This is a genomic window from Flavobacterium pokkalii (genome assembly GCF_014596575.1).
Taxonomy (GTDB): Bacteria; Bacteroidota; Bacteroidia; order Flavobacteriales; family Flavobacteriaceae; genus Flavobacterium; species Flavobacterium pokkalii.
Genome location: NZ_NASZ01000004.1, coordinates 30,518 through 53,220, shown reverse-complemented (window position 1 = coordinate 53,220; position 22,703 = coordinate 30,518). Strand labels below are relative to the sequence as shown.

Sequence of the window (22,703 nt, the reverse complement as noted above, 5' to 3'; positions counted from 1 at the left end):
AATTAGAAAATAATGAGATATATACAACTAAGAATAGTGTTATGTTTTTTGATTATTGCTTTTTCTCCTACAATTCTAATTGGTCAGGCTGTTCGTACAATTGATGTCAATGGTATTGTAAAGAGTGCTGAAGGGAAGCCAATTATAGGAGCTACTCTGGTTAGTGAAAAAGATAATATTTCAACAACTACTGATTTTACAGGGAAATTTTTACTTAGTGTACCTGTGAATTCAAAATTATTAATAAATGCAACGGGTTATATTACAAAATCAGTTGTTGTTACATCTAATGAAATGAGTTTAGTGCTGGATAAGAGTCAGCAAGTTCAAGTTGCTTTTAAGAAAGTTCAGGAATCGGATCTTTTAGGAGGAGTATCTTATGTTAACTTACCGGATATTTTAGAAAAAAATTATACCACTTACAGTTTAGATGGTTTGCAAACTTTTGTTGGAGGATTTAATGGTGGAAATATTTGGGGAACAGGTGGCTATTTGGTATTAGTAGATGGTATTCCTCGTAGTGCAGGTTCTATTTTACCAGTAGAGATTGAACAGGTAACTTTTTTGAAAGGGGTTGCTGCAGTAGCCTTATACGGAAGCCGTGCTGCTAAAGGGGTTATCTATATTACTTCAAAAAAAGGGAAAATTCAAAAACAACAAATCAGCGTCAGAGCTAATGCAGGGATTGATGTAGCAAAAAGATTTCCTAAATATCTGGGGTCAGCAGAGTACATGAAATATTACAATCAGGCTCGTATGAATGATGGTTTATCACCATTGTATTCGGATGAAACGATTTATAATTATGCTTCCGGAAATAATCCTTACAGATATGCCGATACGGATTATTATTCTTCTAAATATTTAAAGGATTTTTCTCAAAGGTATGATGCTAATGTTGAAATTAAAGGGGGAAATAATATAGCCCAATATTATACAGTAGTTAATTTTTCAAGAGCAGGAGAATTATTGGATTTTGGAGAAGCTAAAAATAATAATACTAGTCGTTTTAACATAAGAGGAAATGTAGATTTGGCAATTAATGATTTCATTTCAGCCTCAATTGGTACTAATGCTATTTATTACAATGGTAGAGGTGTAAATACTAATTATTGGAATAGTGCAGCAACTACAAGACCTCATCGTTTTACTCCTTTAATACCTATCGATATGCTTGAAGAAGGAGATGATGCATCCTTTGCAATGGTAAATAATAGTAACAATGTCATTGGGGGTAAATATCTTCTTGGTGGTACTCAATTGGATTTAAATAATTCATTTGCGGCTATTTATGCTGGGGGGTATAATACTTATACTAATCGTCAGTTTCAGTTTAATACAGGTATTGACGCAAAGTTGAATAGTTTTATTGATGGTTTGTCTTTTCATTCTAAATTTGCTGTAGACTACGAAACTTCATATAATCAATCCTTTAACAATACTTATGCTGTTTATCAGGCTAATTGGAATACCTATGCCGGATTTGATCAAATTACTTCTTTAACTAAATTTGGAGAGGATGCTAAATCAGGAGTTCAAAATATTTCTAATAGTGCTTATCAGCAAACGTTGGCATTTTCAGGTCAGTTTGATTATGTCAAAAAGATTAATGAAGTTCATAATTTTTCAGGAATGTTAATTGCTAATGGATTTCAACAGTCAATCTCTGAAGTATATCACAAAGTAAGTAATGCTAATTTAGGACTTAATTTAAGTTATAATTATGCAAATAAGTATTATGTAGAATTTAGTGAAGCATTGGTTCATTCTGCTAAGTTTGCTGAAACGAAGCGAAATGCAACTTCTCCGGTATTATCTTTAGGATGGAGATTGAGTAAAGAGAATTTCATGAAAAACTGGTCTGCTCTGGATAATTTAAAACTTACTGTATCTGCAGGTATTTTAAATACAGATTTAGATGTTTCGAATTATTATTTGTATGAAAGTATTTATTCTCAAACAGATGGGGCCTGGTTTAGTTGGAGAGATGGTGCTTTAAACAGAAGTACAGATTCAAGAAGAGGGGAGAATTTAGCACTTACTTATGCTAAAAGAGAGGAAATTAATGCAGGTATAGAAGCCTCTTTTCTTAATAAATTAATCACTTTTAACGGTTCGTTCTTTGCTAATAAGATTAAGGGAAATGTGATACAGGCTAATGTTTTATATCCTAATTATTTTACTACAGGTTTTCCAAATTCTTCTTTCATTCCTTTTATCAATTATAATGATGATAAGCGAATTGGTTTTGATTTCAATGTGAGAGTTAATAAAAGAGTTGGAGAAGTAGATTTGTCATTAGGAATTGCAGGAAATTATTATGATACTAAAGCCTCTAAAAGAGCTGAACAGTTTGAAGATCAATATCAAAACAGACAAGGGAAGCCTTTAGATGCAATTTGGGGACTTAAAAACGAAGGTTTTTATACAGACGCTCAAGATATAGCTAATCATGCAACACCATCATTTGGACAAGTTAAACCTGGAGACATAAAGTATAAAGATCAAAATGGAGATGGTATAATTAATGCTCAGGATGAAGTTTATTTAGGTAAAGCAGGTTGGAGTGGTGCTCCATTTACTGGAGGTGTTAATTTTACTGCAAAATGGAAAAACTTAACATTTTTTGCCTTAGCAACGGGGCAGTTTGGAGCTCACGCTATGAAGAACAATTCTTACTTTTGGATAGATGGGGAAGATAAATATTCAGTAATGGTAAGAAATAGTTGGACTATTGATAATCAGGATACAGCTACTTATCCAAGATTAACTACAACGACAAGTGATAATAATTATCGTTCATCAGACTTTTGGATTTATAGTACCAATAGAATAGACTTGGCTAGAGTTCAGATTAGCTACGATTTCCCAAAGAAAATGATTCAAAATTCATTTATTAATGAATTGGGAGTGTATGTAAATGGAGCTAATTTGTTGACAATATCTCCTGAACGTGAAACTATGGAACTCAATGTTGGAGGGGCTCCACAAACCAGATTTTTCAATTTAGGTTTAAAAGCTTTATTTTAAAATAACAAATCATTAAATAATAAATGATATGAAAAAAACTTTTCTAATATTATTATCGGTCATTTTTACTTTTGTTAGTTGTGATGATCTTATAGAGCCGGCTATTGAAAATAATAGGGGGATTGATGATATGTATGCTGAAGCAGAATTTGCACAAGGAATTCTACTGAATGCATATACGAGACTCCCAGGAAACGGTTGGTCTTTTAGTGATGTAGCAACGGATGACGCTGTTTCAAATGATGTAGCCAATAATTATCGTAAGATTGCTACGGGACAATGGGCTGCTAATTTTAATCCATTAGATCAATGGACAAACTCAAAAGCGGCTATTCAATATATCAATATTTTTCTTGCAGAAGTGGATAAAGTGACTTGGGCTAAAGATGAAAATGTTAGTAAGTTATTTGCTCAAAGATTGAAAGGGGAAGCCTATGGTTTACGTGCCTTGTATATGTATTACTTATTACAGGCTCATGCTGGGATAACAGAAGGGAACGAGTTATTAGGTGTCCCTATTTTATTAGAGCCCGAAACATCTGCTTCTAATTTTAATATTCCACGTAATACATTTCAACAATGCATGGATCAAATTTATAGTGATGTTACCAAAGCAAGAGAACTTCTTCCTTTGGATTTTGAATTAGCAACCAGTTTACCTCCGGGTTATGATAATTTAAATGATTACAATAGAGTTTTTGGAGATCTTGCCAGACAAAGAATGAGCGGAAGAATAGTGATGTTTGTTAAAGCTCAGGCTGCACTATTAGCTGCCAGTCCGGCATTCAATAGTGGAAACTCTGCTAATTGGGCTGCTGCCGCTAATTCAGCAGGAGAATTATTAGTTCTTAATGGAGGTATTGCAGGTATAGATCCTACAGGTTTAACCTGGTATAAAAATACCGCAGAAATTGCGGCACTAGGTACAGGAGTAAATTCGAAAGAAGTAGTTTGGAGAACTGATATTGCTAATAGTAATAACTTAGAGGCTGATAATTTTCCTCCTACACTTTATGGTAGAGGACGTGTTAATCCTACACAAAATTTAGTAGATGCTTTTCCTGCAGCTAATGGGTATCCTATTACTAATGCTACAAGTAATTACAATCCAGCTACTCCGTATGCAAATCGTGACCCACGTTTAAAACATTTTATTTTAGTGAATCAGGATGTGGCCGGGGTAAGTTCAACGGTTATTACAACTGCCAGTAACGGAACTACTAACGATGCATTAAATAAGGTGGAAACATCGACAAGAACGGGTTATTATATGAAAAAACTATTAAGACAGGACGTGAATTTGAATCCTAATTCAACAACTAGTCAAAGACATTATAGACCTCGTATGCGTTACACCGAATTGTATTTAATTTATGCTGAAGCAGCCAATGAAGCTTGGGGGCCTTTAGCAACAGCTAGTTATGGTTTTTCAGCTTATGATGTGATTAAAGCAATAAGAAAACGTGCTGGTATTACACAACCGGATAATTATTTGGAATCCATTAAATCAGACAAAGATGCTATGCGTGAGTTAATAAGAAATGAACGTCGTTTAGAATTATGTTTTGAAGGATACCGTTTTTGGGATTTACGCAGATGGAAATTAAACTTAAACGAATCAGCTCAAGGTATGGATATTCAAGGGACTACAGCTTCTCCTACATATACTAAAATTCCTTCTGTTGAGAATAGAGTTTTTACTAATGATATGTTCTATGGTCCAATACCATATAGTGAAACGCTGAAGTTTAACGCGTTGATTCAGAATAAAGGATGGTAAAGTTTATAAAACTTATAGAGTACTATTTATTTTTAATATAATTTCAGAAGAAAATGAAAAATAAGATATTTTTAATGTTCACAATTTTATTCATCACTTTAACATCTTGTTCAAATGAAGAAGTGGTGTTTGATAATTTTGATTACCAATCTGTTTACTTTGCTTATCAATTTCCGGTTAGAACAATAACTCTGGGGGATGATGTTTTTGATACCTCTATGGATAATGAGCACAAATGCAGAATCATGGCAACTTTGGGAGGTGTATATAGTAATGATAAAAATGTTACTATTGATGTTGAAGTTGCTAATCCATTAACAACCGGATTGTTGTTTAAAGCGGCAGGTGCTGACATTGTTGCTATGCCTAGTAATTATTATACTTTATCATCAGATAAAATTATTATTTCCAAAGGACAAATTACAGGAGGTGTAGAGGTTCAATTGACTGATGCCTTTTTTGCAGATCCACTTGCTATAAAAAACACTTATGTGATTCCTCTTAGAATGACTTATGTGATGAATGCCGATACTATTTTATCAGGTAAGGAATTAGTTGCTAATCCTAACAGAGCTATAGCTTCTGATTGGTCAGTTGCTCCAAAGGATTTTATATTTTATGCCATAAAGTATGTTAATCCTTGGGATGGTTTTTATTTGCGAAGAGGAAAAGATGTTATAGTAGGCAATAATGGAAATACTTCATTAAATAAAACAATTGTTAGACATCAGGCTTATGTAGAAAAAGATGAAGTTTTTAAAATCAATACGCTTTCATTGACCAATATTGATTTTCCTGTAGTTTATAAAGACGCCGGAGGTAATAATATCAATTGTAAATTAATTCTTTCTTTTGATGAAGCAGGCAATTGTGCCGTTTCTTCTTCTAATCCAGGTAGTTATACAGCAACCGGAACAGGAAAATTTGTTAAAAAAGGAGAGAAAAATAGTTGGGGATCTAAAGATAGAGATGCACTTTATCTTGATTACACGGTTAATTTAGCAGATTTTAATGTTGCTACTAAAGATACTCTGGTATTACGTGACAGAGGAGTTAAAGCGGAAACATTTAGTCCGGTGCGTAAGTAATTTATTAAGGTAATTTTTATCTGTTTAAAAATAAATCATATGAAAAAAATATATAGAATTGTACCATTTGCTGCGTTTTTAATAATGTTAGCATCCTGTACTGAGTCACATGTACTTTCGTACGATGTTGAAAAACCGGTTACTATTGCTAATCAGGAAGAAATTAATGCTTATGCGGATTTAAAAACGTATGTGGATAGAGAAGCTAATCCTAATTTTAAATTAGGATTAGGAATGAGTTTGTCTGATTACGTAAATAAAAATGTAATGTATAGATTAGCCAATAGAAATTTTGATGAGATTACTTTGGGTTACGAAATGAAACACGGCGCAATAGTTCAAGCTGATGGAAGTCTTAATCTTGACAATGTCAATAAGTTATTAAAAACAGCTCAGGAAGCTAATGTTTCCGTTTTTGGTCATACGCTTTGTTGGCATGCCAATCAAAATGCGACTTATTTGAATAAATTGATTGCTCCGGATGTTTTATCAACAACGGGTCCAGGTTGGGATTTGATAATGGAAAATAATTTTGAGACTGATAATACTTCCAATTATCAGATTAATGCAGGTTTAACTTCAAGCTATACTGCTGCTGGTCAAGGGGCAAACGGTACAGGCAGAGCACTTAAATTAACCAATGCCAGTGTTCGTACTAATGAATGGGATGCACAGCTTTACATAAAGTTTTCTCCGGCTGTACAAGTGGGAGAGAAATACAGACTTACTATGGATGTGCGTGCTGATGTTACAGCATCTTCTCCTACACAGGCACAATTAAACCCCGGTGGTTATAGACATTGGGATTTCTTTGGTTCAGTTCCTTATACAACAACTTGGGCAACTTATGTTAAAGAGATTACGGTTTCTGAACAAATGAAAGACTGTAATACAATTGCTTTTAATCTTGGAAAAACAGCTTCCAATTTTTACTACGATAATGTTAAAATAGAAAAGTATAATGCAACAGGAAGTATTCAAACTCAAGAAAAAACACCTGAACAAAAGAAAGCTATCATTGCAGAAGCACTGGATAAATGGATAACCGGAATGGTTACTAATTGTAAAACTTATGTAAAAGCCTGGGACGTAGTTAATGAACCAATGTCAGACTGGCCAAATCAATTTGAATTAAAAACCGGTGTTGGTAAAACCAATATGGCTGCTGATGAATTCTACTGGCAGGATTATTTAGGGAAAGATTATGCGGTGGAAGCGTTTAGACTAGCTAGGTTACACGGTAATCCAAATGATATACTTTTTATCAACGATTACGGTCTTGAAGGAGGTGGTGATAAATGTGATGGTCTTATTCAGTATATCAATTATATTGAAAGTAAAGGACAAATAGTTGACGGTATAGGTACTCAAATGCATGTAACCTTAGGTGAAACTACCATTGAGAGAATTAGAACAATGTTGACAAAATTAGCGGCAACAGGCAAACTCGTGAAAATATCAGAACTTGATATGGGAATCAAAGTGGGCGGAGTCACGGTAAAAACTGAAAATGTTACTTCTGCCCAATTACAGCAGATGTCAGATTTTTACAAGCAGATAGTAGAAGCTTATTTTGATATTGTACCAGCTGCTCAGCGTTACGGTATTACGCAATGGGCTGCAACCGACAGTCCGGCTAATTCATCATGGAGAGGGGGAGAACCAATTGGACTTTGGGATTTAAATTACACACGTAAACCTGCTTATGTTGGTTTTGCTGAAGGTCTTAAGTCTTCAAAATAAATAAAATTAAAAGTATATAAATATCTTTTTTTAACTCCATCATAAAATAGTTAGTTTGAGTTTACCCTTTGGGCGTACTTATTTTTTTAATTACGTCCAAAGGTTTTTTAATTTAAAAATGAAACCCAATGAAATTATATAAGTTATTGAGTATTCAACTTGTTTGTTTATTCCTGTTTTCCTGTTCAAAGGATGAAACTCCAACTTCAAAAGACCCTATAAAAGAAGTACCCGCCGAAGAAACAGTTACGTGGCCATTAGGGACACCTAAATTAAAAGTGGAAGGAAAATATTTAAAAGATCCTTGCGGAAATATTGTTAAGTTACATGGAGTAGCCATGACTCCAAGTCCTTGGTTCAATGGTGGAGCAGTGGGTGAATGGCGTTGGAACAATTATGATGTAGCTGGATGTTTATCCTATAATAAAGCAATAATGGATAAATTATCTGATGCAAAACAAGGTTGGTACCTTAATTATGTTCGTTTACATATTGATCCTTATTGGACAAATAATCAAGGTGTTTCAGGTATTCAGGAAAATGATATTTCCCAATTTAATATTGACCGCTTTAAGGACGCTATAGATAAAGTGATTCTTCCGCTTATAGCTCATGCAAAAACAAGAGGAATGTACATTATTTTGCGTCCACCTGGTGTTTGTCCTGAACAAATAGGTGTAGGAGATGCTTATCATGATTTTTTAAAAGTAATATGGGATTATATATCTAAACATCCGTCCTTAAAAAATGTCGATCATGTGATGTTTGAATTGGCAAATGAGCCAATCAGAATAAAACTTCCAGATGGAACTTATGGAGCTAATACTCAGGCTCATTTTGATCAGTTGAAATTGTTTTTCCAACCTATAGTAGATATGATTCGGGCAAATGGAGCTAATAATATACTGTGGATTCCGGGTTCCGGATGGCAGTCTCAGTACAAAGGATATGCAGTAAATCCAATTTCGGGAACTAACATTGGTTATGCGGTTCATATTTATCCCGGATATTGGGGAAAAGATAATAATGATCCTGCGGTTTTTAGAGCCAATTGGAATGAAAATATCAAGCCTGTGGCAGATATTGCTCCAATTGCCATTACAGAAATTGACTGGGGGCCTGATAAATATCCTGTATGGGGAAAAGGAGGAGTGACCGGAACTTCAGGAGGATGGGGTTTTGGCGCTAATTTTAAAGCTATTACTGATGAATCCGGAAATGTAAGCTGGAATGTTTTATCACCTGAAAATCTTATTGACAGAGGCTCGCTTACAGGAGGTGTTGCTTATGATAATGATCCACAGGCATGCGCAAATCCAGTGAATAAATGGTTTAAAGACTATGCTAAAACAATGAAGTTATGTAACTAAAATGGTACTTGTTTAGTTGATAAAATGCTTCTTGATTATCTGAAAGGAGAAAATAATTTAAGTCATGAAAATATTAATTGAGCTTAGTACTTATAAATATCAAGAATAATCCAAGAACTTTTGTTGATTATATTGATAAAATAAACAAAGATGAAATTAAATAATTAGGTTTTGACCTATCCGATTTATTAAGTAAAATAATTTGTGAAAATTAATATTAAACACAAAACCAATCAACCAAAATAACCCTTTGAAGAGCTGTCCTGATTTTGGACAGCTTTTTTTTGATAAGATTATTTATAAATCTTTAAATCAGGAATTGATTCGCATTTTACTTTTATTATTTTGAAAACTTGTTTTTAGCGATTGATTAAATAAAATAGATATAAAAAAAAACAGTAGTAAATTTTTACTACTGTTTTAAAATTTTTTTATGATCCTGTAAAGAGCCTTTTTACAGGTCAGACAGGATTCGTTTAATCCTCATTTTTGTAGGGATTAATTGTTTGTATCGTCCCGTCTTCGTTGTAGTTTATCTCGGTTACTTTTATTGATCGAAGATGGGTAATCCCTTTTGATAGACTTGAATCATGATAAAATAAGTACCATTTTTCGTCAACTTTGCAAATAGAATGGTGGGTTGTCCATCCTACAACAGGTTCTAAAATTATTCCCTGATAGGTAAATGGGCCATAAGGACTATCGCCTATGGCATAGCAAATATAATGAGTGTCTCCGGTTGAATATGAAAAATAGTATTTACCCTTGTATTTATGAAGCCACGGGCCTTCAAAAAAGCGGCGTTCGTGATCTCCGGCTAGAATTTCATGACCATTTTCATCTAAAATTTTGATTTCTCTGGGTTCTTCATCAAATTCTTTCATGTCATCTGAAAGTCGAGCCACTATTGGACCTAAAGCAGACTGATAATCTTTTGGTTCTTCATTTTTTTCGGCATATTTATTATTTCTGTACTTTTGAAGCTGACCTCCCCAAATCCCTCCAAAATACATGTAATATTTTCCATCTTCGTCTTCAAACACAGCCGGATCAATCGAATAGCTGCCTTTGATAGCTTCCTTTTCAGGTATGAAAGGTCCTGTTGGTGAATCACTAATGGCAACACCAATTTGGAAAATTCCATTGGTACGCTTGGCAGGAAAATAAAGGTAGTATTTTCCATTTTTATGTGCCGCATCCGGCGCCCACATTTGGCGTTCTGCCCAAGGGACATCTTTTACATGTAAGGCAAGTCCGTTGTCTTTTGCTTCAGATGTAATGGAATCCATGGAAAAGACATGATAATCCTCCATTCCAAAATGATCGCCATTGTCATTGAAAGCAATTCCGGCATCAATATCATGAGAAGGGTAAATATATACTTTACCATTGAAAACATGTGCGGAGGGATCAGCAGTGTAAATATGAGATACTAGTGGCTGAGAAATCGCATTTTGTTCTAATTCTTTAAAGTCGATATGTTCGATACTTTCTTCAGGCATAATTTTAGTTTTTGTATTAGTGTGTATGTGATTATTAAGATCTTCGTTGTTTTAATTCCGATTCGATTTGGATTTCCATTTTTTTATCAATTTCATAGAAAAACAGCAAACCAACTCCCAGCAGGAATGGAATGGCAGGAAAGATGCTAACTAATAATTTTATTCCATTAACGGCACTTTCCGGTTGTTGTAATGAATTCGGGATATAATTAAAAATTCCTAATAGCGATGTGGTTAAAGCTCCTCCAATGCTTAAACCAGTTTTTAAACCTACCATCATTGCTGAAAAAATAATGGCTGTGGCACGACGGTTTGTTTTCCATTCCGAAAAATCAGCCACATCGGCAATCATCGCCCATAAAACAGGAATAGTAATTCCATAGAAAAAACCGTGGAAAATTTGAGATAAAAACATCAATGAAACCGATTGCGGAGGATAGAAATAAAAAGCAATGATAAATAGTGTTGATATAAAAAGAAAGAATCTGAAAATATCTCTTTTACCATATTTGTCTGCTAATTTTTTTGACAAGGTTATTCCAACAATCATAAAAATAATGCCACCGGCGTTAAATAATCCGAATCCGGCCGAGATAGGATCGTCACCAAAATGGTTTAAACCCAAAGAGGAAAGGATATTTAAAATAGGTTGAATAAATACGGTTAATTGCTCCTTGTCTACATAATTTTCAAAATAATAAACATAAGAACCGCCTTTTAAAGCTAAGGTGATAAATACCAAGGTGGTAAGCGTTAGCATGATTAGCCAGGGTTTATTTTTTATTAAATCGCCCAAATCTTCTTTAACACTTGATTTTTGTTCCGGTTTAGGAACAATACGCTCTTTTGTAGTGAAAAAAGTAATTAAAAGCATGATAGTTCCTATAATAGCCAGAATGGTCATTACTTTTTCAATACCGATTGCTTTATCGCCATTTCCGGCACTTTTGATAATTCCTAGCATGAATACTTGCACAAAAAACTGAGCGAACATTACCGCCACAAATCGGTATGAGGATAAGCTGTTTCGCTCCGCCATTTCTCCCGTAATTACGCCGCTTAAGGCAGAATAGGGGAGGTTATTTGCAGCATATAGCAATAGCAAACAAGAATAGGTTATTACTGCATAAATTACTTTTCCCTGATAAGCGAAATTTGGTGTGCTAAAAGCCAATAAGGCTACCACTCCTAAAGGAACCGAAGTCCATAAAATCCAGGGACGAAATTTTCCCCATTTTGAATTGGTTCTGTCAGCAATGGCACCAATAACCGGATTAAAAATAAATGCAGCTATCAATCCAACAATAAGCATAATTATCGAGGAATCAGTAGGGGATAATCCGTAAATATCGGTATAAAAATAAGCCAGATAAGTCATCAAGGTTTGGAAAACCAAATTGGCAGCTAAGTCACCCAGACTATATCCTATTTTTTCTTTTATGGATAATTTTTGTGAAGTCGTATTCATGAAAGTTATTTATTTGTTTTTTGTTTTAAACTTAATACTTGATAATAGGCTTTCTTAGGCTGTAAATTAGCATCAAATAACAGAGGATAATCCGTTCTTCCTCTAATCGGGAAGTCATTTAACCAGGACTGTGTATCATTAACTCCCCAAAAAGTAACTCTGCTTATTTTGTCTTTGTGTTTCAGAAATAGTTTAAAGATATCTTCATAACGCTGCGCAAGTTTAACCTGTATGGAATCCGGTAATGATTTAGGATAAGGATTCATTTTTTCATTATTTTCAAATCGTTGACTTACCTCGGCACCCTGTAATCCGAAAGGACTAGGTAAAGCAGATACATCAAGTTCAGTAATAGCCACTTTTACACCTAAATTGGAATACGCAAGAATACTTTTTTCTATTTCCTGAATTGTAGGTCTGTCAAGATGCCAGTGTCCCTGCATGCCAATACCGTCAATTTTAACTCCTTTTTCCTGTATTTTTTTTACCATTCTGATTACACCTTCTCTTTTTGCGGGATTTGTCATGCTGTAATCATTATAATAAAGATCCACTTTAGGGTCAGCTGCCGCTGCAAGTTGGAATGCCTTAGCTATAAAATCTTCCCCAAGTGTTTTTAAAAACACCGATTTTCTTAAACTTCCATCATCGTTGACTGCTTCATTAACAACATCCCAGGAATTAATTTGACCTTTGTATTTTTTTACAATGGTTGTAATGTGGTTTTCGAATGCAGCATTCATTTCGGCACTGTCTTTTATTTCAGAAAACCATTTCGGTAATTGGCTATGCCAAATTAAAGTATGCCCGTGAATAAACATATTGTGTTTTTTTCCGAAAGCCACATACTTATCGGTTGTTTCAAAATCAAATTTATCTTTTTGCGGATGCACAAACATTGATTTCATGATGTTTTCAGCAGTAATTGCATTAAACTCTTTTGAAATGAACTGAGTTACCTTGGGGTCTTTTTCCTCAATTTGATTGACATCTAATGCGGTTCCAATATAAAAATCGCCATTAAAAGCATCTTTAAGTGAAGCGCCTGTAGTTGTCAATTTAGTATTGATTTTATTATTACAGCTACTTAAGGCAAAAACTGCCGAGAAGAAGAGTAAAATTGGTTTGGTTGATTTCATGTTTTATATTTTTTGATTAATTTTTAATATTCAAACTTTGAGGAGGACCTAAATAACTTTGCTTTAAATTGCTTTTTTCTGTTTCGATTATAATTTTTTGAAGTACTAATCCTTCGTCAATTCTAAAATAATTTAGAGTATGATTGCCTTCTTGTATATCAAATTCGGTTGTAATCACTTTAATATTATCCGACACATTTTTATCCCAATATTTAGGTACTTTTCCGTTATAATCAAAAATATTAGGTTCTGAAGAATAATTTATTTGAGTAGGTTTTTCGTTGTCAAAAGATAATCCATAGTAAAATCCTTCCCTTGTAGAATAGTTTATGGTTGGAGAAAAATACAAATGGACTTTTACTTTTCCGGCCTTTTGAAAATTCACGTTATAGGAAAGTTTCGGTGAATTGTCAGTCAATGCTACGCGTCCTTTTTGGATAGGTAAGGAAATAACTCCTGCACTACTTTTACCTAAATTTTCGACTACTTCCCATTTGAAATCTTCAGGTTCTGATTTACTTGAAAAATTTTCGGCATTGATGACTATGTAACCATTATTTTCTACAAAACCCACAGCGTTATTTCCTAGGATATTGTTTGTTATTATACTAACCGGAATCGTTTTACCGGCTCCTGAAATTATGATTTCAGAAGTTTGAATGCCTTTAGGTGCTATTTTCCAATTTATTTTAACAATGATACGTTCTTGTTGGTCAATTGTTCCTTTTCTTTTAGAAATCTGTATCCAATTAGATTTTGTACTGATAGTAAAATTAAAAGATTTTGAACCTCGATTGAAAATATCAATATAAGAAACGCTGTTCGAAAATGTGCTAAATTCCGGTAAAACAGTGACTTCTGTGGAGTTGGGCCACCATTTTGTACTCCCTTCAATAGCAATTCCCATTTCGGCTTTTTCGGGTATCGAAATCGTATTGGTTTGAGGAATAATATTGGTTTTAGGATCTTGCCAGTTGGTATAACCAATATGGGTTTGAGACATCATATGATTCCATTTACCATTAGCCATTGTATTCTGGTAAAAAGCTGTAAATTCAGCATCTTTGTCAAACAATGTTTTTACTTTATCAGCATATTGATTAGTAGCCGCTCTGCCCTGACTGGCATACAGATTGTTTTTTGCGGCGCTAACATACATTTCGTTCAAATTGGCACTGGCCAGCACAGGATACAATACCAATTGATAAAAAGCATCTTTATATTCCGGACTTAATTTAGCATTGATTGCTTGTGCTTTTTCAGCTAATTTATTGTAATCGGCAACGACATTTTCGGCTTCGTTATAATGAATTATACTATAGGTTGAAGGATTTAGTAGTTCGGGTTTTCGATTTGAATTGTACTTGCTGTACATTTTTAATATTTCAGCAATAGCATTAGCATTTTGTACACCAAAATTTGTCGTAGCCCACTGTACATAGTAATCTTGTAAATTTGAAGTATTCCAATATTCCGGATTCCAGGCATAATCTAAGAAGAATTCAATTGGGAATTCCATAGGTTTTATATCCCCAACATTAACAATCCAAACTTTGTTTGCACCATGTTCATAAGCGAGATGCATTTGTTCCCATGTACGCTCTATTTGGTTGGTATTGATCCATTTATAGCTTCTGGGACCTCCTACATAATCAAAGTGGTAATAGATTCCAAAACCTCCTTCACGTGGCTTTGCATTCAATTCAGGTAGTTTTCTTAAATTACCCCAGTTGTCATCGCAGAGCAGTAAAGTAACATCATCCGGGACTTGCATTCCTTTGTCATAGTATTCCTGAACTTCTTTATACAAAGCCCAAATTTGAGGTGTTTTTTCCGCAGGTTTTTGGGTTACGTTACTAATGATTTCGCGTTGTGTTTTTACAATTTTTTCTAAAAGTTCAATAGCTGTACCTTCGGTCATTGGTTCGTCTCCATCACCGCGCATACCAATGGTAACCAGTGTTTCTTTAGTACCCATTCGTTGCATTCCATCTGTCCAGAATTTTTTTAAACCTTCAGGATTTTTATTAAAATCCCATTCACCATTAATAGCTTTATTCCATTCTCCATGGGCTTTGGCTAATGGTTCGTGATGCGATGTTCCCATTACAATACCATATTCGTCAGCCAAAATTCCGTTTTGAGAATCATCTGCATAAAATTTTTCACTCCACATGGCTGGCCATAAATAATTGCCTTTCATTCTAAGGATTAATTCAAAAACTTTATCGTAGAATTTAGCATTGAATTTTCCATAATTTTCGCGAACCCAACCTGTAAGAGCAGGTGCTTCGTCATTGATAAAAATGCCTCGGTATTTTACTTTTGGTTCTCCCAAAGTATGAATCCCCGGTAAAACATGTAATTCCGATTGTTTTTTTACAGGTACATCAGCCCAAAAATACCAGGGAGAAACGCCAATTTGATTTGACAAATCATACATGCCGTAAATTGTTCCTCTTTTGTCTGAACCTACTATTACTAAAGCTCTTTTTATGTTTTTTGTTGGATTTTCTACAATTTGGGTACTGAATTTTTCCCATTTTCCAGTTAGTTCAGTGGCATTTATTTTTCCTTCTTTCACTAATTGGTCAATGATAGCACTATGTCCTAATGTACCAATGATAATGACATTTTCGGTTTCTTGATTTGTGTTTTGTAGCCTATTGGGATGCAACTGAGTTACTTTGTACAGATCATTTTCTAAATGTCCGGAAACACGTAAAACACCCGCAAAATCATTATCACTTACTAAGATTGAGGCAATTTTACCTTTGCTTACAATAGGAAAACTTCCTTTTGTAGTTGAATTAGTTACATATTTATTGGGATTGATAGCATAATTTTTTTGAACAGTCAAAATCAATACTGTCAATAAAGTATAAAAGCTATATTTTTTGATTATGTTTTTCATTCTGTTTTTTTTTCAATCCTTTATTCTAATTTGTACTATTCCTGTTTTGTCAATTCTAAAATGCTGTTTTTTATTAATTATTTCCCGGAGCAAATGGAAATTTAAGCGATTTAAAATACTCTAAGGTTTGTGTCGGTTTTTCAACTCCACTTGGTAAATCTTTTCCAGAAAATTGTTGAAAATACAGCAAACAGGCATCACGCCACCATTTGGCTTCTTTCTGTTGAATATTTAAAAGCATTTCTACTTCATTAAAACGTTGTTCATCAACATAAGGTTTTATCTTATTCCAAGTACTTTGCATACTCGCTACTTGATTTACACCTTCCTGATATTTTAGTGCTAATCCATTCCAAAGTGTTGCTCCATTTTTTAGTTTATAATCCCAGGATACATGATGAAACCATAATAGGTCTTTTTCCGGGCACTTGGCTATATCGTTAAATTCTTTCGCTACTTCGGGAGCGTATTGTGCTGTTGCATTGCTTCCGGTTGAAGAACGGTCAAATCCAATTCCATTTTTATCGGCTTTGTGATAATAGACTGGATTCCATTCCGGTCTGGATAAATTACTCACCCACGGACCAGGACCGTAATGATGTCCGGTATCCATAATATGATGTAAACCTAGTGGAGTCATATAATTGACAACGGCTTCTCTGGACTCTATCATCATTTCTTGAACAGGCAAAACAAATTTTTCATCATTTGAAAAGGTCATTCGCAACCATTCCTCTGCAATGGTTTTTGAATCTAAATTAGGATTCCAGGCCAGGCGTCCAAATCCGTACCAATTTGCCTGAGCAAAAGGATGTCCGCACCAGTTGAGGTCACTGCCAATGTTTGCAACCCCGGCTATTCCTGTTAATTGATGATTATCTAAAGAACCGTCTATGATTTTTGCAATACTAGAACCTTTTCCTTTGCTGAAGGTATCTGCTTCTAAAGTTTCCTGAAATAATTTTGGTAGAAATACTAAATGCGTACTAAATCCTAAATATTCCTGAGTGATTTGAAATTCCATCATTAAAGGAGTTTTAGGCATTGCACCGAATAATGGATGAAATGGTTCTCTGGGCTGAAAATCGATTGCACCATTTTTAACCTGTACAATTACATTATCTCTAAATTTTCCATCATAAGGAACAAATTCGCTATAGGCTTGTTTGGCCCTGTCATCAGCATCGTGTTCAGAATATACAAAAGCTCTCCACATCACAATTCCGCCAAAAGGCGCTATAGCATCTGCAAGCATATTGGCTCCATCCACATGATTTCTGCCATAATTTTGTGGTCCGGGCTGTCCCTCAGAGTTGGCTTTAACTAAAAATCCTCCAAAGTCAGGAATGTATTTATAGATTTCTTTGGCTTTATCTTTCCACCATTGTTGAACTTCAGAAGACAAAGGATCGGCAGTATTTAATTTTCCAATTTCGATAGGAGCAGAAAAACGCGCCGTTAAATACACCTTAATTCCGTAAGGCCTAAAGGTATTGGCTAATGCCTTTACTTTTTCTAAGTATTGCGGTGTTAAAATCAATGCATTTGCGTTTACATTATTTAAAACGGTTCCGTTGATACCTATTGAAGCATTAGCACGGGCATAATCAATATAACGTTGATCAATAAAATCAGGAAGTTTTTGCCAGTTCCAAATAGACGATCCTGCATAACCTCTTTCTACGCTTTCGTTTAAATTATCCCAATGATTGAGAATTCGAACATTTGTATTTGGCGAATCAATTATGTTTAAATTACTGATGGATTGATTGGTTTGGAGTAATCGTAAATAGTGAAATATACCATATAAAAGACCAATATCTTTCTTAGAAGTAATTAAAATTTGAGGTTTGTTTTTTAGCTGAATTGTTTTAATAACAAAGCCTTCATTATTTATTTTCTGTAATTCGGTTTTTGTTTGATTTAGCAATTCCGGTGATAAATTTGACTCATTGGCAAGAATAATATTGGCTGATTCAGCTGTTTTGTTTGATAACGGGACTGTTTTGTTAATTAGACTTTTGAAGGCATTCTGTAATTCTTTTGCGGCAATTTGAATTGTTTCTGAATTCCCAATCGTCACAATATTTTTGTTTATTGCCTGATATTCGGTAATTTTTTCTGAATTCGCAACCTTATTATATTGAAGCCACAATTTATAGTCTGTTTGAGCTATTGTTTTCTGGATACCAAATAGTAGTACTAATCCATATAAGAAAATTGGATTTTTATGAATATCTATAAAAAATAATTTAATCGAGTTCATTTTGTTAGCTAATTAAATACAATTGTTCTTATGAATTTATTTTTTATTCGGTGCTATAATTTTTTGTTTTATATTTGCAATCGGTTGCGTAAAAGTAAAGCATAGAAATATAATAAAAAAATTTTATGTTATTTTTTTTATATTCCTAATGATTTTTATTAAAAAGTAAAAAATATTTAAATTATGAAGAGATTTTGTTGTTATTCCGTTTTGGTACTCTTGTTTTTTACCATTTTGCCTTGTAAAGCACAATTGAAGGCAAAAAATGATGGATTATTTAGGTTTAATAATCCTTCTTTGCCAATTGATGCACGTGTACAGGATTTAATTTCCAGATTAACATTGGAAGAAAAAATTGAGCAAATGATGAATAGTACTCCGGAAATTAAACGGCTCAATATAGCACCTTATGATTATTGGAATGAAGCTTTACACGGAGTGGGGCGGTCTGGAGTAGCAACTGTTTTTCCTCAGGCTATTGGTTTAGGAGCGACTTTTGATACCGATTTAGCATACAAAGTTTCCAGTGCTATTTCTGATGAAGCCAGAGCTATGCATAATGTAGCAAAAGCCACAGGAAATCATTTAAGGTATAGCGGATTGACATTTTGGACGCCTAATATTAATATTTTTAGGGATCCAAGGTGGGGACGCGGACAGGAAACTTACGGGGAAGATCCGTTTTTAACTGCGCAAATAGGAACAGCATTTGTGAAAGGATTGCAAGGCGATAATCCAAATTATCTAAAAACAGCGGCCTGTGCCAAACATTTTGCCGTTCACAGCGGCCCTGAAAAAGTGAGGCATGGTTTTAATGCCGAGGCAACTCCTAAAGATTTATGGGAAACCTATTTGCCAGCTTTTCAATCTTTGGTTGAAGAGGCAAAGGTAGAATCGGTAATGTGTGCTTATAATAGTACTAATGGGGAACCTTGTTGTGCCAATAAATATTTAATTAGTGACGTACTAAAAAAGCAATGGAACTTTAAGGGACATATTGTTACAGATTGCGGGGCGATAGAGGATTTTTTTACGACCAAAGAAAATGGCGGTCATGGTGTTTCTAAAAGCAAAGCCGAAGCTGCCGCACTTGTTTTAAAAAGCGGAATCAATTTAAATTGCGGGAGTTCTTTTTCGGGCTTGTTAGAAGCTGTGAAATTAGGTTTGGTAAGTGAAAAAGAAATCGATGCGCAATTAGCAGTTCTTTTGAAAACAAGATTTAAATTAGGTTTATTCGATCCAATGGGAAGTAATCCTTATGATGTTATTTCGTATGATGTTGTTAATAGTGCCAATCATAGAGCTTTGGCAAAAGAAGTAGCTCAAAAAAGTATCGTTTTGTTAAAGAATAATGGTATTTTGCCTCTAAAAACCAATCTTCCAAGATATTTTGTCACAGGACCAAATGCGTCCAGTATTGAGGTACTATTAGGAAATTATTATGGAATTAATCCAAATATGGTAACTATTTTGGAAGGAATTACATCGGCAATTAATGCTGAGAGCCAATTGGAATACCGTTTAGGTGCGATGCTCAATAAACCATCAATAAATCCGATTAATTATGCAACTGGTAATGCCGGAAGCAGTGATGTGACGATTGTGGTTTTAGGAGTTTCAAGTAATTTAGAAGGGGAGGAGGGAGATTCTATTGACTCTAATTCAGCCGGAGACAGATTAAATTATGATTTGCCTGAAAATCAAATAGAATACCTTAGAGATTTAAGAAAAACAGCCGATAAAAAATCCGAAAATAGAAAGCCTATAGTTGCTGTTGTAACAGGCGGAAGTCCGATGAATTTAGCCGAAGTTCAGGAATTGGCTGATGCCGTTTTACTTGTTTGGTATCCCGGTGAAGAAGGAGGGAATGCTGTCGCAGATATTCTTTTTGGAAAAGTGGCTCCTTCTGGAAAATTACCTATTACTTTTCCAAAATCATTAGCTCAATTACCTCCTTTTGAGGATTATTCTATGAAAGGAAGAACCTATAAATACATGAATGTAGATCCTATGTATCCCTTTGGTTTTGGCTTAAGTTATACTACTTTTTCCTATAGTGATGCCAAATTGTCTTCTGAAAAAATTACAAAAAATCAAAATGTAACTATGTCGGTAAAAGTTACTAATACCGGTAAGCTTAAAGCAGATGAAGTAGTACAGTTGTATGTTTCAGATTTGAAAGCTTCAGTTGATGTGCCTAATTTTCAGTTAAATGCGGTAAAACGAATTGTATTAGAAGCCGGAGAATCAAAGGAGGTTTCTTTTGAGTTGACTCCAAAAGCATTTGAAATTATAAAAACAGATGGGTCAAAAACTATAGAATCGGGTGATTTTAAAATTTATGTTGGTGGCTCCAGTCCTATGAAAAGAAGTTTTGAATTGGGCGCTCCTAAAATGGCAGAAATAAAATTAACTGTGAAATAACTAAAAAATCGAAGTAATGAAAGTTTTCAAAAATGTAATTATCCTATTATTTTTTGTGCAAGTAGGAGCAGTTAAAGCTCAAATAAGATTACCTAAATTGATAAGTGACGGACTGATTTTGCAAAGAAATGAAAAAGTAAAACTATGGGGTTGGGCTTCGCCAAATGAATCCGTTCAGTTAACATTTAAATCTAAAAAGTATCTTGCCAAAGCCGATGAAAAGGGAAATTGGGCTATTCAATTACCCGCTCAAAAGGCAGGAGGTCCTTATGAAATGATTTTTAATGCTAGTAATGAAATCATAGTAAAAGACATTTTGTTTGGCGATGTTTGGATTTGTTCGGGACAATCTAATATGGAATTGCCTATGGAGCGCCTGAAAGAGAAATATGGAGAGGTGATTAAAAACGCCTCCAATTCTAATATCCGACAGTTTTTGGTTCCTGATAAATATGATTTTAATGAAGAAAAGTCGGATGTAGATTCCGGAAGTTGGGTTTCTGCTAATCCAAAAACAGTGCTGGAGTTTTCGGGAGTGGCTTATTTTTTTGCTAAAGCAATTTATGAAAAGCAGCATGTTCCTATTGGTTTGATTAATTCAGCTTTAGGAGGTTCTCCAATTGAATCCTGGTTAAGTGAGGGGGCTTTAAAAGCTTTTCCAGAAGCTTATCAGGAAAGCCAGAAATTTAAAAATAAAGAGCTAATCAAAGAGATTGAAGCTGGTGATAAAAAAAGGAATGATGACTGGTATGATTTATTAAATAAAACCGATTTGGGTTTAGAAAATCATTGGGATTTAGCAGGGACTTATGATAAAGATTGGAATCAAATGCAAATTCCAAACTATTGGGCTGATACTTCATTAGGGAATGTAAATGGAGTAGTCTGGTTTCGCAAAGAAATTGAGGTTCCAAAAGCTATGGTTGGAAAACCAGCCAAGTTGTTTATGGGTAGAATTGTTGATCAGGATTTTGTTTATGTAAATGATCAATTAATAGGAACAACGAGTTATCAATATCCCCCACGTAGATATGATGTAAATGCAGATGTTTTGAAAGAAGGAAAAAACACCATTTCTATTAGAGTAATAAACAATTCCGGAAGAGGTGGATTTGTAGAAGATAAACCTTATTTTCTGGCTGTAGGTACTGATACTATTGATTTAAAAGGAACTTGGAAGTATAAATTAGGCGTAGCGATGCAGCCTTTAAAAGGACCAACATTTATAAGATGGAAGCCGGAAGGATTGTTTAATGCTATGATAGCACCTTTGACTAATTTAAAAATTAAAGGAGTGTTGTGGTATCAGGGAGAATCAAATGCTGGAAATCCAAAAATCTATGCTAAAGCATTGCCTGCTTTAATTCAGGATTGGAGAACTAAATGGGGGCAAGGTAATTTTCCTTTTCTGTATGTGCAATTGCCTAATTATATGGAAACTTATGCCGAACCAAGAGAAAGTAATTGGGCAATTTTAAGACAAGCACAGCTTGAATCTTTAAGTGTTCCTAATACGGCTATGGCTGTTGCTATCGATTTGGGGGAATGGAATGATATTCATCCTTTAAACAAAGAAGACGTTGGAAACCGTTTGGCATTGCTGGCTCGAAAAATAGCCTATGGAGAAAAGAATTTAATTGCTTCAAGTCCTATGCCTTCAAATTCGGTTTTTGATGAAAATAAGGCAATAATTTCTTTTAAAAATACAGGTAAGGGCTTGGTTGTGAAAAATGGAACAGATTTAAAATCATTTGCAATTTCCAATGATGGGAAGAAATTTGTTTGGGCAAAAGCTAAAATAGTAGGGAACACTGTTGAAGTTTGGAATGAAAATATAAAGAATCCGATAGTTGTTCGTTATGCCTGGGATAATAATCCGTCGGAGGCTAATTTATTTTCAAAAGAAGGATTGCCTTCGACTCCTTTTGAAGTTAAAAAATAATGCAGATTAAGTAAAATAAAAGAACTCATTGAATTTG

The 22,703-nt window shown here is 34.3% G+C and carries 12 protein-coding genes; 7 read left to right on the top strand and 5 right to left on the bottom strand.

Features of this window, described 5'->3' with window-relative positions:
• Window positions 1-12: 12 nt before the first annotated feature.
• The 5 genes from B6A10_RS04455 to B6A10_RS04435 all read left to right on the top strand — a co-directional run bounded on the left by B6A10_RS04455 (window position 13) and on the right by B6A10_RS04435 (window position 9,011).
• Window positions 13-3,030: a SusC/RagA family TonB-linked outer membrane protein gene (locus B6A10_RS04455; RefSeq protein WP_188219871.1), complete on the top strand. Its 3,018-nt coding sequence runs from the start codon at window positions 13-15 to the stop codon at window positions 3,028-3,030.
• A gap of 28 nt (window positions 3,031-3,058) precedes the next feature.
• The gene (locus B6A10_RS04450) at window positions 3,059-4,810 is read left to right on the top strand and encodes a RagB/SusD family nutrient uptake outer membrane protein (RefSeq protein WP_188219870.1); all 1,752 of its coding nucleotides are present in this window, start codon (window positions 3,059-3,061) and stop codon (window positions 4,808-4,810) included.
• Between the two features lie 74 nt (window positions 4,811-4,884).
• Window positions 4,885-5,898: a DUF5627 domain-containing protein gene (locus tag B6A10_RS04445; protein WP_238929359.1), complete on the top strand. Its 1,014-nt coding sequence runs from the start codon at window positions 4,885-4,887 to the stop codon at window positions 5,896-5,898.
• 39 nt (window positions 5,899-5,937) lie between these two features.
• Window positions 5,938-7,641 carry an endo-1,4-beta-xylanase gene (locus tag B6A10_RS04440; RefSeq protein WP_188219868.1) on the top strand — a complete coding sequence of 568 codons (1,704 nt, stop codon included), beginning with the start codon at window positions 5,938-5,940 and terminating at the stop codon, window positions 7,639-7,641.
• Window positions 7,642-7,769: 128 nt separating this feature from the next.
• Window positions 7,770-9,011 carry a cellulase family glycosylhydrolase gene (locus B6A10_RS04435; protein ID WP_188219867.1) on the top strand — a complete coding sequence of 414 codons (1,242 nt, stop codon included), beginning with the start codon at window positions 7,770-7,772 and terminating at the stop codon, window positions 9,009-9,011.
• Between the two features lie 476 nt (window positions 9,012-9,487).
• On the opposite strand, the gene B6A10_RS04430 is transcribed toward B6A10_RS04435, so the two are convergent.
• From B6A10_RS04430 to B6A10_RS04410, 5 genes are all read right to left on the bottom strand, one after another.
• On the bottom strand, window positions 9,488-10,513 hold the full coding sequence (locus tag B6A10_RS04430; protein WP_188219866.1) for a glycoside hydrolase family 43 protein: 1,026 nt from the start codon (window positions 10,511-10,513) through the stop codon (window positions 9,488-9,490).
• Between the two features lie 34 nt (window positions 10,514-10,547).
• Window positions 10,548-11,981: an MFS transporter gene (locus B6A10_RS04425; RefSeq protein ID WP_188219865.1), complete on the bottom strand. Its 1,434-nt coding sequence runs from the start codon at window positions 11,979-11,981 to the stop codon at window positions 10,548-10,550.
• A 5-nt stretch (window positions 11,982-11,986) separates the two neighbouring features.
• Window positions 11,987-13,120 carry an endo-1,4-beta-xylanase gene (locus B6A10_RS04420; protein ID WP_188219864.1) on the bottom strand — a complete coding sequence of 378 codons (1,134 nt, stop codon included), beginning with the start codon at window positions 13,118-13,120 and terminating at the stop codon, window positions 11,987-11,989.
• A 16-nt stretch (window positions 13,121-13,136) separates the two neighbouring features.
• Entirely contained in the window at window positions 13,137-16,034 is a 2,898-nt protein-coding gene (locus tag B6A10_RS04415; RefSeq protein WP_188219863.1) for a glycosyl hydrolase 115 family protein, read from the bottom strand.
• Between the two features lie 73 nt (window positions 16,035-16,107).
• The gene (locus tag B6A10_RS04410; protein ID WP_188219862.1) at window positions 16,108-18,300 is read right to left on the bottom strand and encodes an alpha-glucuronidase family glycosyl hydrolase; all 2,193 of its coding nucleotides are present in this window, start codon (window positions 18,298-18,300) and stop codon (window positions 16,108-16,110) included.
• Between the two features lie 183 nt (window positions 18,301-18,483).
• On the opposite strand from B6A10_RS04410, the gene B6A10_RS04405 reads away from it, so the two are divergent.
• Both B6A10_RS04405 and B6A10_RS04400 read left to right on the top strand, forming a co-directional pair.
• On the top strand, window positions 18,484-20,724 hold the full coding sequence (locus B6A10_RS04405) for a glycoside hydrolase family 3 C-terminal domain-containing protein (protein ID WP_188219861.1): 2,241 nt from the start codon (window positions 18,484-18,486) through the stop codon (window positions 20,722-20,724).
• 16 nt (window positions 20,725-20,740) lie between these two features.
• A complete protein-coding gene (locus B6A10_RS04400; protein ID WP_188219860.1) occupies window positions 20,741-22,666 on the top strand; it encodes a sialate O-acetylesterase in 1,926 nt (641 codons plus the stop codon).
• The last annotated feature ends 37 nt before the right edge of the window (window positions 22,667-22,703 follow it).